The organism is Massilia pseudoviolaceinigra (assembly GCF_030846505.1).
GTDB classification, from domain to species: Bacteria; Pseudomonadota; Gammaproteobacteria; order Burkholderiales; family Burkholderiaceae_D; genus Telluria_A; species Telluria_A violaceinigra.
On record NZ_JAVCWL010000038.1, the window covers coordinates 32,173 to 45,951 of the forward strand.

A 13,779-nucleotide genomic window follows, 5' to 3' on the forward strand; every position below is an offset into this window, starting at 1 on the left:
GATGGGGAATGATGCGACCCGGAATGCGCTTCACCGCCTGCTCAGCGAGCGCAGCGGCACGCTGTATGCCTTGTACGACGCGGCGGCGGACAACCGTTTGCTGCTCGATTTGCAGCGGGATGGTGTGACGCATGAATGCCTGTACAGCGGCACCAAGGCAATCACGCTGCGTAATGTGGCGCCTTATCTGATCCCGTGCGCGCAGTTTCAGTCTGACGTAGCGGGCTTCATTGATCATGTCTGGCACCGGGGCGTGACGATGCTGGTTGAGTCGGATGCGGGGTGCGATGCGCTCAAGGTTCAGCTCAAGAAAAACAGTTTTGTCCGGAATAGCCAAGGGGTGGAATGCTACTTCCGCTACTACGACGCCCGTGCGTTTGCACGGTTTGTACGGCAGGCCAGTAACAATCAGCTGAGCCAGTTTTTTGGAAGTGCATGCGGGACTGTCTATTTTGCCGATGCCGCTAGCGGGAAGATGATTGCGTTGGCCAGGCGGAAGACAACGGTGATCAGCCGGATTCTCGATCCAGGCGTGATGCAGTTTCATGTGCGCGATATCGTTATCACTCAATAGTGAAGAGGGCGCAATGATTGAGTTCACGGCTGACCAGGAAAAACGTGCCATGCGGAGGGACTGTCGAATCTGGACGGAGTTCATGGTTGAGGCGTGGTACATGAGCGATCATCCTCACGCAACTGAGTATCGAGCGGCCGACCTGGTATCTGATTTGCGCAAGGTCTATTTCGCCTGTCGCGAAAATGATATTGAGAACGTACAACATATTTCGCTCTTGGGGTTCAAGGTCTTATACGCCAATATGCTTGGCTGTTCTCAGGAAGACATCACGGCCATTGTTCAATATTTTTGCGGGAATGCAAGAGCCGGAAATGCAGATTTTGCGACAAATTGGATAGAAACATATTTGGAAGAGGTTGATTGATATGGGCAAAAAAGGATCATCCGCCCCGGTGGTGCGAGTTGCACTGGTAGAGGAGAACTTGCCCGATTATGACAAAGATGAGTTGCAGAAAGAACGCGAACTGATTGCCAAATCCGAAGCATGTTTCGTTAGTGCAAAGCTGGCAAAGGAGGAAATAGAAAGGCTAACTAAAGAAAAAAAGGGTCTCAGTAAAAAAGATCCGGATTTCACTAAAAAATCAAGAGAGATAGAAGCGAGAATAGTGGCGCATCAGGGAGTGTCCAAAGCAGTTTGCAAGCTGCGGCATCCCGGATGCGTTCCGACCAAGGACTCAAAAAGAATACTCATTCCGAAATCCATTGGAGATGAAATTAATAGAAGAAATGGGACGAAAATTGATTTTGGCAAGCTGGTTGAGCTTGAAGGTGGGGAGCACACTGTTGCCTATGTGCCCTGGTGGCCTTATCTGAAAAAAGATAAACCAGTGATCACGTTTTATTCCAACACGCGGGATCCCAACATGCCGCGCCTTGCGGGGGGGTATGGTGGGGAACCACACAATAAATCCGGCGTTACCATTGGAGTCGGTGTGGATCTCGGACAGTTTGCATCAGATAAATTTCTAAAAAAAATGAAAGAGTGGAATAGCGGAGAGCATGCAATTTCTGCAGCAGAGGTGGAAGCATTGCATGAGAAAATTACTCCATATTTCCAGCTTATTGGGGGAGAGGCGTGCAAATTTTTACGCGAACACCCCTTGGAGTTGGACGAACGACAAACCAATTTTTTGGACAAAATTTCGCAGGACGACGCTTTAGAGGGAACCATGCATGTATATAAAAAACTGACCAAGTCCGCAAACGCTAAAGATTTTCATGAGCTGACTGTGGAGCAGCAAACAACATTGCTATCCCATACATATCAATATGGAACGCCCAGCAATCTTTTATTAAAGGCTATTGTGCAAGGAAAACGAAGTTTGATTCCTGATATACGTGAGAGAGAATATCTTTTCGACTCTATGCCAAGTGATAAGGAATGAAGGAGTTTGTATGAAAAATACTGTTTCCTGTCTACTGATGGCAATTTTAGTTTTTTCAATTAACGATGGAATGGCGAGGCAATCCATGAAAAAATTTAAGAATCCCGCTAATCAGTTTGTAGGAACATGGTGCGTTTATGATCACGATTGGCGGGAATTTTTAACCGTACCGATAGATTTGGAAAAGCAAATGCTGAAAGAAGCAGGATCTTTTCCGGTCGGGCAAGCAATACGAATCGAAAGGACAGGGTTGTCCTATATGCCTGGTAACTATAATTCTGAAAAAATGAATTTTGATGGCCCTATAGGCGAGGCATTGGAAGTGACGGTTCTTACTCCGTTTGAAAAGGATCTGTGTAAAACGTATTGGTCTGATCTATGCGCTCAACATCCAAAAAATTACATGATGAATTTTATGATTGTCGAGATTGTGAAATGGGATGCTGAGGATCGTGCGAGAAGGTCGATGTGGCCAAGCGTGAAACCAATTGAATATCATCTTGTCGATTTTAGCAAATCGCATAATATCGATGCCTGGTTTGACAGACAAGGCGACATGATATTGACAATTTATATGGACGGACAATCAAAGGATGGCAAGGGCAACGGCATTATGGGCGTGCGATTAAAGCGCATGAAAGAGCTCCCGACCACGCCGTAAGGTTGATTCGACCGGGATACTCCTTACGGAGTTATCTCGTTCGCACAATGCTTTCCATCCAAAAAACAAGCAATATTCCCGAACGTCACCTCCGCAATTTCCCGCATCGCTTCCACGGTAAAGAACCCCTGGTGCCCAGTCACCAGCACGTTCGGGAACGTCATCAAGCGCTGGAACACATCGTCTTCGATGATATCGCCCGAGCGGTCGTGAAAAAACAGCGACCCTTCCTGCTCATACACGTCGATCGCCAGAAACCCCAGCTGGCGCGATTTCAGCGCCTCGATCACGGCCGACGTATCGATCAGCGCCCCGCGCGAGGTATTGACCAGCATCGCCCCACGCTTCATTCCAGCCAGGCTGTCGCGATTGATCATGTGCCGGGTCGCGTCCACCAATGGGCAGTGCAGCGACACGATATCGGACTGCGCCAGCAAGGCCGGCAGATCCACCATCGTCCCCAGCGCGGCGAACTCCGGCGCCGGCGCGGGATCGTACCCGAGCACCTTGCAGCCGAAGCCGTTGAGAATGCGCGCCGTCGCCAGCCCGATCTTGCCGGTACCGACAATTCCCGCGGTTTTCCCGTGCAGATTGCTGCCCAGCAGTCCATCGAGCGCGAAGTTTCCCTCGCGGACCCGCGCGTACGCCCGGTGCGTGTTGCGGTTGAGCGTCAGGATCAGCGCCAGCGTATGCTCGGCCACCGCTTCCGGCGAGTAGGCGGGCACGCGCGCGACGAAAAATCCCAGCCGCTGCGCCGCTTCGATATCGACATTGTTGAATCCCGCACAGCGCATCAGCACCGCGCGCACGCCGACCTGGTGCAATGCGTCGAGCACTGGCGCATCGAGCCGGTCGTTGACGAAGGCGCACACCGCGTCGCACCCCTGGGCCAGCGCGACGGTGTGCAGCGCCAGCGCCGCTTCCTGATACACCAGTTCGATGTGCTGACTGTCTCGATGGGCTTTGAGCGCTTCATCGAGAAAACGCCGGTCGTAGGCCTGGGTGCTGAAAATGGCAATTTTCATGGTGTTCGGTTCCCGCGTCGATTGAGATGCGCCATCATAGCCCGGACAGCGTTGTCGACGTTGCATCATGCTGCATCCCGTTTGTGCCTCGCGTTCATGGGGGCGACGAATCGGTGCAATCAACGCGCTGTGCATGGGCTTGCGCGCGTATCATGGGCTTGCCCGCTTCCACTCCACTTCCGCCGCCGATGCTGAAAATCGATCCTGAGTTACTGAATAACGCCAGCATGTCGCCGCATCGCCGCGCATTGGAGCAGGGTTATCGCTGGCTGCGCTTCGAGGATGGCCTGGAAAGGCAGTTCCAGGCTTTTTTTACGCAGGGGCATTTGGTGCGCGTACGCGTGGCCGCTTATGTGAGTATTGTCCTCTTCATCATGTTCGTGCTGATCGATCTGGCCACGCTGCCCGCATATGTGTCGGTACGCACGGTCAGCATCCGCCTGACGCTGATTATCCCGAGCTTCATCATCGTGTTGTTGGCCAGCTACCGGGCCGCGTGGCGTCCGTTTCTCGGAACGGCTGTATTTACCGCCGCCCTGGTCACGGGCGTGAGCACCGTCGCGGTGATCGGCAGCGCGCTCGATGTCGGTTATCAGATCCCGTACGAAGGCATCCTGCTGGTGGCGCTGTTCGTGTACCTGATCGCCTGCCTGGAATGGCGGCGCGCGCTGTTTGCCAATATGGTGACCTTGTTCGCTTTCGTCGTCATGGAATTCGCGCTGCAGACCAATGCCCAGGCACGCCTGTACCAGATTGTTTTCATGTGCGCGGCCAATGGCGTGGGCGCGTACGGCGCCTACTTCCTCGAACACAGCATCCGCACCACTTTTCTGGTCGATACGCTGCTGCACGAACTGGCGGCGCTCGACGGCCTGACCGGACTGTCGAATCGGCGCAGCCTGAATATTCATCTGGAGCGCGTCTGGCGCCAGGCCCTGCGCGACCGGCAAGCGGTGGCCATCGCGATGATCGATATCGATTATTTCAAGCGCTATAACGACCGCTATGGCCACGCCCGCGGCGACGCGGCCTTGAAAGCCGTGGCCGACGTGATCGCCGGCCTGGCGCGCCGCCCGCTCGACCTGACCGCCCGCTACGGCGGCGAAGAATTCGTCGTGATCTGGCATAACCCGGTTCCCGGCGAATTGCAGGCGATGGGCGAGGTGCTCACCGCCGCGGTGGCGGCGCTCCACATCGAGCACCTCGATAGCGACCTGGGCAGGCTGACTGTCAGCGTCGGCGTGGCGATCGGCCTACCCTGCGCCGGCGACGATGCCGCAGCCCTGCTGCGGGCAGCCGACGAGGCGCTGTACCAGGCCAAGCACCTGGGCCGCAACCAGGTCGTGGTCAGCGAGCCGGTTGCGGCGCTGGTGTAGCAAAGAAAAGACACAAGCCACGCGGCAACTGTCTGTTTAACCTTCCATTGAGCGGATATGTTTACCCGCATTACTTTTTGTTATAGTGTCGACATTATTTGAACAGCGGAGATGTGGACATGAACGGAGCAGGTGGAACCAGCGGTGGCACGGGCCAGTTTTTTCTCGGCCTGATCATGATGTGCGGCGGTTTCTATTTACTGCTTAACGGGATCGTGGTCAGTTCCAATTTCGGATTCGGCACGCGTCTGTTCGGCTTCGGCTCGGGTTTTGGCATCAGCGGCGGCATGGTGCTCATTCCGCTGATGATCGGGATCGGCATGGTTTTCTATAATTCGAAGAATTACCTTGGCTGGCTGATTGCCCTGTGCTCGTTCGCGGCGCTGGTATTTGGCGTAATTTCCTCGGTCAGCATGAGCTTGCGCACCATGTCGGCCTTCGAGCTCATTTGCATCCTGGTGCTGGCGATCGGCGGACTTGGTCTGTTCCTGCGTTCGCTCAAGCCGGCGCAGGCAGCGCCGCCGCGGGCGCCATAAGGCGCTGGCGATGCGCATGCTGTGCGCATCGCCGTCCTTGTCAGGTTCCGCCGGTACGCATGCGCAGCCGCGCGCGCCATTCACCCAACGCCGATAACGCAGAATGAAATTCGCGCTCGATCAGGTCTGCTTCGGCACTGGTGACCACGCCGTCCATCAGCGCGCCCGACACGGCTTCGGCCACGGCCCCGACTTCGCTCATCACCCGGCATACCGTCTGCGACAGGTCGTCGCGGCCCACCTGTTCCGGTTGCGGCACGATGAAGGCGGCCATGCCGTGCCGGTTCAGCAGCGCATGCAGCGGCATCATCGCTTCCTGCACGCCGGCCTTGTGACAATGCTCGACGATGATGGAAACCTCCTCGAACGATGGGTAATGTGATGAAATGGTGGGCGACAGCTTATTGCGCAGAACATTGGCGGAAATGCCAATCTCCTTGGCCAGCATATCAATGCCTCCGGGATAGCGGCGTGCCACGCTGTACAGCGCGTCGTGCTGGTTCATGTCCAGATATTTACGAGTCATGGTGAATCTTGCCTATTTTTACCGGTGCATTGGCAGTATTGGTGCTGTTATGCTTCTTTCAACCTTCAACCCGGCCAAAGAAAAATGAAGTCAACTCAGATCATGTTGCTGCTGGCACTGCTGCTACCCGCCGCGGCCACAGTCACGGCCGGCGCGAAACCGGCATCAAGTTCGAGTTCGAGCTCGCGGTCGAGCTCGTATAAGAGTGGATTTTCCTCCCAAAAATCCAGTCCATCAAGTAGCAAGTCGTCAACGTCGTCGAAGAACTCGTCGTTCGGCTCGTTTGGGAGCCGGTCTTCGTCGCCGCCACCCCAGAAGTCCGGGTCGTCGTGGTCGGATCGCTCGCAGGACACCTCGCCGCCGCCGCAGAAGTCGGGTTCGATATGGTCGCAGCGTTCGCAGGATAGCAGCGCGGATGCGGGCAAGGCGGAGAAGAAGGGTTCGTTCGGGGGCTTCGGTTCCTTCGGCGGGGCGCCGGCGCGGCAGGACAGCGGCGCCCAGCCAGGGCAGCAGAAGTCGGGTTCGGTGCTGTCGCAACGCCTGGACAAGAGTAACGCCGAAGCGAACGCCTTGCGCACCTTGGAAGCGCGCAGGGCGGCCGAGCAGGCAGCCAATGCGCCGCGCGAGATCAAGCCGGTGCCGTCGTCGCAGCCATCGGGCGGGCAGTACGGATCGAACAATGCGGGGCAGTACGGCAATACGAATAGCGGCCAGTACAACGGCAACCGGAATGGCCAATATGGCGGCAATTCGATGCCGCCGATTATGGTGCCGCAGAATAATAACGGCATGGGCAATGCCATTCTCGGCTTCTTGCTGGGACGGTCGATGTCCAACTCGCATGCGAACAGCGGTTATCCGGGTAACACGAACAATAGCGGGATGGTCGGTACCGTTCCGGGCAGCGGCGCCAGCAGCACCGGTCCGGTAGCGGGGGCCGCAGCGCCGGCGGAACGCTCGCTCGGCAAATCGCTGCTGCGTACCTTTGTCTGGCTGGTGATCCTGTCGGTGCTGGCGTGGGTGGCTTATCTGGGATGGAAGTTTTTAAGGCGCGGCAAAGCGCCAAGCACGGCAAACTATTCTTTTGACAGGAACTGACATGGGTTGGAAGAACGCATTCGATTACATGCGCGGCATCGCCGGCAACCATGGCGCCGATGGCAAAGCGCGGCGCGAAGATGAAGGCTTGCCGCTCGGCGCGCGCATCGGCGGCATGCTCCAGCTGCAGATGTCGCCGCTGATCCGGGCGCAGGCCAACGGTTCGCTGATCGCCATGCCGCGCGATGCCGACACGCTGATTCTGGCGGTATCGCAGATCAAGCTCAATCTGGCGGGCGGGCTGTATCGGTATTACCTGGCCAAGGGCGACGACGATGCCAAGGAAAAGTTTTTGCAGCTGTACGCCGATAAGGACGGCAAGGTGGCCGAGATCATGTATTGCACCCAGCTGGCGCGCGTGATTCCGGAAACGGCGGAAGACCAGGATGCCTACACCGGCCGCTCCGGCTTTGGCCTGGGCGACCAGACCTACACCTTGTGGCGCGAGCAGCTCGACGACGTGGGCCTGAGCGAAGATGAACTGGCCACGGTCTTCGGCGACAGCGACCGCCTCGATTATGTGCGCGACGCGGGCGACCGCAACGCCACCTTCGTGGCCCCGTTCATGGGCACCGAAACCCGGATCGACGACGCCGGCGGGGTGCAGGGTCTGAAGCAGGAAATGTATTTCATGCCGTACGTGCGCGAATTGGCGGGCGGCGGCAGCGAATATTTGCTGATCACGACGGAGATCATCTCCAGCGTGAATGGCGATAACTCAAAACGCGGTATCCATGTCGATTTCGTCATTGGCATACCGGTGGAGCAAGAACGGGTCGTTATTCAGTAACGGTTCGGTAAAGGCAGTCTTACTTAACAACGAAAGGGATTCAAGATGAGCAATGCAAGTGGATGGGGACTGACGGCGCGTTTGATTTCGAAGCACTTCGGCGTGCTGGGCGACCGTATATCGTCAGCGATCGCCAATTTTGACCCTGAAACGGCGACCGAGGCCGACCGCGACCGTCTGGCCGACACCCTGCGCGCCACCGCGCAAGTGCTGGCATCGGCGCGCTCCTCCTTCGAGAAGGAACACAAGGATGTGATCAACCTGCGTGCGCTGATCGCCAACGACGAAAAAGCCACGGAAACGCTGGCCGAACGTCTGGCCGCGGGCAAGATTTCGGAAGCCACGGTGACCATGTTCTGCGACGAACTCGAAGCGAACAAGAGCCGCCTGCCACAAGAGATCCAGGAAGAAGCCGACGCCAAGGCGTACATGGACGAGCTGCAAAAGATCATCGATGCGCTGTCCAAGCAGCTCGCCGAGTTCGATGCCCAGGCCAAGAAAGCGCTGCAGCAGCTGGCAGCGGCCCAGGCGCAGAAGGATCTGCAAGCGATGCGCGCCGAGCGCCAGAGCCAGCTCGCGGGCCTGACCGGCATGAAAGGCAATTCGACCGCGCTCAACGCATTGACGCGCCGCGCCCAGGAAGTGAGCAACGAAGCCGAAGGCATGCGCATCGTCGCCGACATCGGCCAGAAGCCGCTCGACCAGGCTGCCGAAATCGATGCAATCCGCAAGTCGGTGCAGAACGACACCAGCGGCGAAACCGCGCTGCAACGCCTGCAACGCCTGTCGGGCAAGCCGGCCGCCGCGTAAGTAGCGATATCACCGGGCCGCCATGCGCATGGCGGCTGCGGCACACATGAAAACGGCCTCTTTCGAGGCCGTTTTTTTATTCCATCGCTTGAACGCGGATCAGAAATCGACGGTGAACCCGGCGCCCACCGAGCGCTGCGAATAGTTATAGTCGATCAAGCTTTGACCGTAGCCGGAAAACAGCTGGACATAGCCTTTCAGGTTGGTCGTGAGCGGATACGACATCGCCGCCTGGATCGCGCCATGGTCGGTCGACATGTTCCGGCGCGCCATGATCGAATACTCGTAGCCATCCTTGCGATAGCTGGCACGCACATCGCCGCGCGCCAGGAAATCGGTGATGTCGGCGTTATCGTTGTTCGATTTGGCATTATCCAGACGGCGCCACAGGCGTGCGCTCATCGCGAAATTGCCACGGTCGATACCCACTTCGGTGTACAAGCGGTTCCAGCTGCGCGACAGGGTCGAGGTCTGCCCGTTCGACTGGTGAATCAGGCCGAAATTGACGAAGCGCAGATTGAACCCGGCGAACGATTGGTTGATCGGCACAACCGCCATGATTTCAGGCTGGTAGTTCGTTTCGCGGAACGGGCTCGATTGCGAGCGGTTGTACGCCTGCCAGAAACTCTGCTGCGTGTAGCCGAGCCAGATATCGACCGGCAAGCCCGCGACCTGTTCGGCGGCCTTCATTTTCAGGCTCAGCTGATAAGTCAGCTCCACGCGCTTGGTTTTCAGGCCGGCCGGTGTGAAATGGCGGTATGGCTCATCGTTCGACGAGGTGCTGTAGTTGGCCACCAGCAGGTAATTCTCGCGGTGCGGACGGAAGGAAAACACGCCGCGGCGCGACGCCTTGGTCAATTCCCACAACTGCTCGGTACGCGAAATCGGCGTTTCCGGCGGTGCTGGCGTGGCCGATGCCACGGCTGGGATCGGCGTTGCTGGCTCGGCTGGCTCACCCTTCTTGGCGGCTGGAGCGGCGACGGTCGCGTCCGGCGTTGGATTGCCGGCAACGGTGTCGGCCGTGGCCGCCTTGGTGAGCGCGTCGAAGCACCCGAGTCGCGCGCTCGGGTCGCCAAGCACGGAGCAGCGCAGCATTTGCTGCTCGAGCTCGCCTGCCTGGGCGGCGCCAGCGGAGATAAAAAGGGTGGTCAGGAGGAGGGGCAGTCGGGCGGCGCGCATGTGGGATGTTTCTAAAATGACAAAGGGTGATTACTGTAGCGCAATATGAGAAAAGATGTCGCGCTGCATGTATTTATTGTTGCAGCGCCGCATCAGGTGTCGCCTGCGTCATCGATGTAGACAGCGGTGTCGTGCGGCACGGGTTCGGGCACTTCCAGCACGAGGCGGTCGATTTTTTCGTACAGCGCGAGCCGAAATTCGTCGCGGTCGAGGGACAGGTGGCAGCGCCTGTGGCAATTCGGACACAGCGCGGCGGTATTCGATGGCTTGTCGGAGCCGTGGCTGGCGAGCGGCATGACGTGATGCACTTCCAGATACGGAAAGCCGTCGGTGCCCGTGAACGGCGCCGGCATGTCGCAGCCTTCGCAGATGCCGCCGGCGAGCTTGAGCACCCAAGCCTTGACCGCCGGATCGCGCACGTAGCGCAAGGTGTGGGTCATCACTTGGGCGGGCGCGGCTGTTCCGGCGGGCATGCCACCGCCGGGCTGGCGCAGCAGCGCGGTGACCTTATGCGCAAGCTCGCGCTCGTCGGCCGTGTGCTGGTAGATCGTCAGCGTTTCCAGGCCGTTTGCTTCCAGCATCTGCTCGATGCGCAGTTTGACGCTGCTGCCCACGTTTCTGGCAGGGCGGTAGCCGATGATATGGGGAAGGCGTAGGTCGAACAGGGTGGAGGAGATATTCTGCATCCGGAATTCGACGGCGGACTTGGTGCGCCCGGCCAGCGCGCCTTCGCGCAACTGCCGGTTCACTTCCGCCTTGTTGATGGGCTCGCCGACCAGTTCGCTGCGCAGCATCGCCACGTAGGCACGCACGGCCGCAGCCAGCTCGTCGTCGGTCCAATCCGTACTTGTGGTCGATGCCTCGGGTGGAAAAGAAACAGGCATCTGGATGGGTGGGCGCGGTCGATAAGGGAACGCGGCCAGTGTACCAGGTGTTCAATTTCTTTTATATAAGACCGCAGGTCATCCCGGGCCTTCAAGCGATCAGCTTCAGTCCCGGCGGCAGCGATTCCCCCAAAATCCAGCGTTCGGTCGCCTGATCGAGCTGCACCACCTGCCGCACCATCGTGATGGTCGCCGGCGGCGCGTTGATCGCCACCAGCCGCTGCACGATCCGTTCGCGCAATGCCAGCGGCAGGTCGCGCGAACGGTCGTCGGTCATGCGCGCCAGGTGCACGGCGGCAAAGGCGGCCGACTCGACCCGCTTCCAGTCGAGCGCCAGGATGGCATCGAGCCAGCCCTCGACCACCTCGGTCGGCACCACGTCGTGCGTGCTGCCGTGGAAGGGCTGGCGCGCGCCGATGCGGCCCAGCGCCCACAGGTAGCGGCTGGCGCTGGTGCTGTCCTTGCCCGGCGCGGCTGGCGCTGCCTGGATGCGCTCCAGCAGCCATCCGCCGATTTCCGCCTTGTAATCGACCGGAATGCGTTCGAGCGAAGCGCCCAGGCGCAGCATGTCGTCATCGCTCCCGGCCACCACCGTGGCGCTGGCGTCGCCGCCTTCTTTATTGGTTTGCAGATTGAAGGCGAAGTCATCGAGCAGGCGCAATTGCTCGGTAGTGCCCAGCCCGCCTGCGACGCGGCGCCACAGGGTCCACCATTCCGCGCGCGCCTGCTTGTCGTTGGCATGGCGCACGCCGGCCTCGAACAGGGTCCACAGCTGTTCCAGGCGCCATTCGTCGAGCGCGTAGCCGAAGCCTGGACGCAGGCAGTAGCCGGCCAGGTTCAGCCACACCCGTTCATGTTCGGCGGAGCGGCGCCTTCCGCGCGCGCGCTGCCACAAGGCGTCGAACAACTGGCGCAGCAGCGGCGTGTGCCATTGCTCGCGGTCGCCCAGCAGTTGCTCCAGTTGGGCGCGCAGCTGCTTGACTTCCTTGGCCGTCACCTGCTGCCCGCTCTTGCCGAAAATGCGGTCGATCTTGTCGATGGCCCCCGTCAGCTGGGGAGAGCGCACGCCGTCCGCATTGCCGTTCCCGGCCTCCGCGCTGTCGTGCCGCAGGTCGAATTCCAGCAGCCAGCGCTGGCCGGCATCGGTCAGGTTGACGCAGTGCATTTCCAAGGTGCCGACCTCGGTCAGCGCGGTGGCCAGTTGCACGGTGGTTTCCTGTTTGCCGCCCGCCGGCTTGGCCTTGCCGTTGGCCGCGTGCAGCACGGTTGCAATGGGCGGCAAGCGCACGTATTTCGGATCGTCCAGGTCGACCAGTTCGCCGGGCGTGGGCGGCGCATCGGCGCCGTCGGCATTCGACGTCATCACGTGAAAGCGCACCGGCTGCCCCAGGCGCAAGGCGAAGGTGCGGTCCTTGAGCAGGATTTCACGGCCGGCTTCGCTGCCGCGCGGCAGGATGCAGATGCCGCGTTTCGGCCCCGTGCCTGCCTCGTCGAGCACAAGGAAATAGCTGCGCGCCGCGCCGGCATCGATGCGCGGCGCATGGCCTTGCAGCGACAGGGCATAGGCCACCGCGCCACGGGCCACGGCCACGTCCGGATTGTCGTTGTGCAGCAGGCGCAAGGGTGCGCCGCGCCAGTTGCCCAAGGTTTCCTGCAAGCGCTCGACCAGCGCGTCGGCGCGGAACACGCCGCCGTTGAGCAGCAGGGTATCGGGCATGGCCGTGCCGTCTTCCTGCGCCGCTTGCAGGGCACTGGCGTGCTGCTGCAAAAAGTCGGCGATGTGACGGGTGACGGCCGGATCGCGCGCGTATGGCAAGCCGAACTCCACGATGCCGGCGCGGCCCTGCTGCACGCGGTCGCTGGCCGCTACCAGCGGGAAAAAGCCATCGACGATGATGCTGCCGACTTCATCGCGCGTCAGCGCCACCGAACGCATGCCGCCGATCATGCGCGACCCGGAGCCCAGCAAGGTCACCTGTGCCTGCTCGGGCGCATCGGCCGCCAGCAATTGCTCCTTGGCGGCGCGGCAGCGTTCCATCAATTGAGAGAGGGCACTGGCCGACAGATGCGCGCGCGGCTGATCGGTGCCCGCCATCTGCGCCATTTTCGCTTCCGTTACATGGGCCAGTGCCAGGTCCATGTTGTCGCCGCCGAGCATCACGTGGTTGCCTACGCCGATGCGCGTCAGTTGCGGCTGGCCATCGTGCAGATCAACCTTGATGAGGCTCAGGTCGGTGGTGCCGCCGCCGACGTCGCACACCAGCACCATGCGCGTGTGCGCGAGTTCCCCGGCCAGTTCGCCCCGATGGCGGAACAGCCAGTCGTAGAAGACCGCCTGCGGCTCTTCCAGCAGGCGCAGTTGATGCAGTCCGGCCTGGCGCGCCGCGCTCAGGGTCAGCGCACGCGCGCCTTCATCGAACGATGCAGGAACCGTCAGCACCAGTTCTTGTTGTTCCAGGGGATGAGCGGGAAACTTGCTGTTCCACGCCGAGCGCAGGTACGCCAGATAGCTAGCGCTGGCCGCCACCGGCGACACCTTGGCCACATCGGGCGCGGCGCCCCATGGCAGGATCGGCGCCAAGCGGTCCACCGCCGTGTGCGACAGCCAGCTTTTGGCGCTGGCCACCATGCGGCCCGGCACTTGCGCACCGAGCCGGCGCGCGAGTTGGCCGATGACAATCGGCTGCGCTTCGGCATGATCTTGCGGCCACGGCAACCGCACATCGGCCGCCGGCAACTCACCGTCGGCCGGGTGGTAGCGCACCGACGGCAGCAGCGGCAAGGCCGCCAGCTGGCCTGGCGCCACCAGCTGCCCGATCTCGAACAGTGTGATGGCGGCGCGCCCATCCGCCTGCGCATCGATGGGCGCGTACGCCACCACGGTATTGGTGGTACCGAGGTCGATGCCGACGATGTACTGGCGCGCCACGCC

Annotated in this window: 15 protein-coding genes; 9 read left to right on the forward strand and 6 right to left on the reverse strand. The window is 60.0% G+C overall.

The genetic code is table 11. From position 1 onward, the window contains the following. Window position 1: 1 nt before the first annotated feature. From RBA40_RS28165 to RBA40_RS28180, 4 genes are read left to right on the forward strand one after another with little or no spacing between them, the layout of a single operon-like run. Complete coding sequence (locus RBA40_RS28165) at window positions 2–574, forward strand: DUF4123 domain-containing protein (protein ID WP_306651757.1); 573 nt, start codon at window positions 2–4, stop codon at window positions 572–574. Between the two features lie 13 nt (window positions 575–587). Further along, window positions 588–941, forward strand: a complete 354-nt coding sequence (locus RBA40_RS28170) for a hypothetical protein (RefSeq protein ID WP_306651759.1) — start codon at window positions 588–590, stop codon at window positions 939–941. A 1-nt stretch (window position 942) separates the two neighbouring features. Further along, complete coding sequence (locus tag RBA40_RS28175; protein ID WP_306651826.1) at window positions 943–1,962, forward strand: pesticin C-terminus-like muramidase; 1,020 nt, start codon at window positions 943–945, stop codon at window positions 1,960–1,962. A 10-nt stretch (window positions 1,963–1,972) separates the two neighbouring features. Continuing rightward, a complete protein-coding gene (locus RBA40_RS28180) occupies window positions 1,973–2,623 on the forward strand; it encodes a hypothetical protein (RefSeq protein ID WP_306651760.1) in 651 nt (216 codons plus the stop codon). A 23-nt stretch (window positions 2,624–2,646) separates the two neighbouring features. Here the strand turns inward: RBA40_RS28180 and RBA40_RS28185 are convergent, their stop codons facing one another. After that, entirely contained in the window at window positions 2,647–3,648 is a 1,002-nt protein-coding gene (locus RBA40_RS28185) for a 2-hydroxyacid dehydrogenase (protein WP_306651761.1), read from the reverse strand. A gap of 227 nt (window positions 3,649–3,875) precedes the next feature. On the opposite strand from RBA40_RS28185, the gene RBA40_RS28190 reads away from it, so the two are divergent. Both RBA40_RS28190 and RBA40_RS28195 read left to right on the forward strand, forming a co-directional pair. After that, window positions 3,876–5,024 (forward strand): GGDEF domain-containing protein, encoded by a 1,149-nt coding sequence (locus RBA40_RS28190; RefSeq protein WP_306651762.1) that lies wholly within the window; start codon window positions 3,876–3,878, stop codon window positions 5,022–5,024. 119 nt (window positions 5,025–5,143) lie between these two features. Further along, on the forward strand, window positions 5,144–5,560 hold the full coding sequence (locus RBA40_RS28195; RefSeq protein WP_306651763.1) for a hypothetical protein: 417 nt from the start codon (window positions 5,144–5,146) through the stop codon (window positions 5,558–5,560). A 40-nt stretch (window positions 5,561–5,600) separates the two neighbouring features. Here RBA40_RS28195 and RBA40_RS28200 read toward each other — a convergent pair whose 3' ends face one another. Beyond that, a complete protein-coding gene (locus RBA40_RS28200) occupies window positions 5,601–6,065 on the reverse strand; it encodes a phage regulatory CII family protein (protein WP_306651765.1) in 465 nt (154 codons plus the stop codon). A 116-nt stretch (window positions 6,066–6,181) separates the two neighbouring features. Beyond that, window positions 6,182–6,634 (reverse strand): hypothetical protein, encoded by a 453-nt coding sequence (locus tag RBA40_RS28205; RefSeq protein ID WP_306651766.1) that lies wholly within the window; start codon window positions 6,632–6,634, stop codon window positions 6,182–6,184. Here RBA40_RS28205 and RBA40_RS28210 point away from each other — a divergent pair. The 3 genes from RBA40_RS28210 to RBA40_RS28220 are packed head-to-tail and all read left to right on the forward strand — an operon-like array spanning window position 6,612 to window position 8,784. Further along, window positions 6,612–7,184 (forward strand): hypothetical protein, encoded by a 573-nt coding sequence (locus RBA40_RS28210; RefSeq protein WP_306651768.1) that lies wholly within the window; start codon window positions 6,612–6,614, stop codon window positions 7,182–7,184. The genes RBA40_RS28205 and RBA40_RS28210 overlap by 23 nt on opposite strands. Before the next feature lies 1 nt (window position 7,185). After that, window positions 7,186–7,974, forward strand: coding sequence for a DUF2491 family protein (locus RBA40_RS28215; protein ID WP_306651769.1), 789 nt, complete (start codon window positions 7,186–7,188; stop codon window positions 7,972–7,974). Between the two features lie 45 nt (window positions 7,975–8,019). Next, entirely contained in the window at window positions 8,020–8,784 is a 765-nt protein-coding gene (locus RBA40_RS28220) for a hypothetical protein (protein ID WP_306651770.1), read from the forward strand. A 99-nt stretch (window positions 8,785–8,883) separates the two neighbouring features. On the opposite strand, the gene RBA40_RS28225 is transcribed toward RBA40_RS28220, so the two are convergent. From RBA40_RS28225 to RBA40_RS28235, 3 genes are all read right to left on the reverse strand, one after another. Next, entirely contained in the window at window positions 8,884–9,963 is a 1,080-nt protein-coding gene (locus RBA40_RS28225) for a phospholipase A (protein WP_306651771.1), read from the reverse strand. 92 nt (window positions 9,964–10,055) lie between these two features. Then, window positions 10,056–10,847, reverse strand: a complete 792-nt coding sequence (locus tag RBA40_RS28230) for an HNH endonuclease (RefSeq protein ID WP_306651773.1) — start codon at window positions 10,845–10,847, stop codon at window positions 10,056–10,058. Between the two features lie 91 nt (window positions 10,848–10,938). Further along, entirely contained in the window at window positions 10,939–13,776 is a 2,838-nt protein-coding gene (locus RBA40_RS28235) for an Hsp70 family protein (protein WP_306651774.1), read from the reverse strand. Window positions 13,777–13,779: the final 3 nt, after the last annotated feature.